Here is a 1129-nt window from a genome sequence, read left to right on the forward strand (position 1 = left end):
TGTAATTGTAAATTGTAAATTGTCAATTGTAAATTATTTTATGCCCAAATTATGGTTGGTTTGCTATGACGTGAAGGATGATAAACGCCGCGCTAAATTGGCTAAGTTGATTGAACAGCGTTGTCAACGGGTCCAATATTCGGTGTTTGAATGTCCTTTGGATGATAAGGAGTTGAATTACCAGTTGGAAAAAAGATGGTTGAAGGTTCTTAAGTTGAATGAGGATAATTTGCGGGTATATCCTCTTGATGAAACTGCTAAACAGAATACACGAGTTTATGGCAGTGATCCTCCTTATCAACCACCTGATTATTTAATTTTGTGAAGTTGAATGTTGGATGTGAAGGGGGTTAAGGTTGCTTAAAATACCCGCATGGTAAGGTTTTGGGCGATTGTAACGAGATGTAAGGAATTGTCTCTAGTTGGTCGCATGAAGCTACAGAGATTAATTGTTAGTAATGTTTTGTAATGTTGAGTAAATGTTGGTTTTTAGGCTTGACATCTTGGGGTTTTCGTTTTATTATGTCTGTATTGGCTGATTTCGGCTTTCTGAACCTAGAAAAAAGAATACTAATATTTTAAGTTACACGGCTGTTTCTGTATCCGTGTGCGATCGCTTCTTGAAATCCGTATGTCGTCAAGTTTCCAATGGTATAGGGTTTTTCATTACCTTTTCCCCGCAAGGGGACGGAAACTTGATTGCTTCTCGTACCTTTGGTCAAAGGTTTGATTAGCTTTATGTTTTTCATTACCTTTTCCCCGCAAGGGGACGGAAACATCTTCATTTGGGCGATACTTTCTAGCAGCTAAATATCTTTGTTTTTCATTACCTTTTCCCCGCAAGGGGACGGAAACATGGTGTATTATTTCGATTAAGCGGAAGCCTGCTAATGTTTTTCATTACCTTTTCCCCGCAAGGGGACGGAAACTCAAAGCTTCTGCTAATTTAGTAGCTTTTAGTTTAGTTAAAGTTTTTCATTACCTTTTCCCCGCAAGGGGACGGAAACCTTGGAAGCCAGGGATAGATTTACCAACACCGATTACCCACTGGTTTTTCATTACCTTTTCCCCGCAAGGGGACGGAAACGCCAGCTTGGGAAGTGTGTATTCACCGGGGGCAACTTTCATT

The 1129-nt window shown here is 39.9% G+C and carries 1 protein-coding gene and 1 CRISPR repeat array; the gene reads left to right on the forward strand.

The features are described 5' to 3' along the window. Positions 1–325, forward strand: a 325-nt coding sequence (cas2, locus tag FJR38_RS02885; RefSeq protein WP_254449326.1) for a CRISPR-associated endonuclease Cas2, incomplete at its 5' end; no start/stop codon positions are given. Between the two features lie 333 nt (positions 326–658). After that, positions 659–1087: direct repeats of the CRISPR family, unit length 37 nt; unit sequence GTTTTTCATTACCTTTTCCCCGCAAGGGGACGGAAAC. Positions 1088–1129: the final 42 nt, after the last annotated feature.

Origin of the sequence: Anabaena sp. UHCC 0253 (genome assembly GCF_009712085.1) — a bacterium.
Classification (GTDB): Bacteria; Cyanobacteriota; Cyanobacteriia; order Cyanobacteriales; family Nostocaceae; genus Dolichospermum.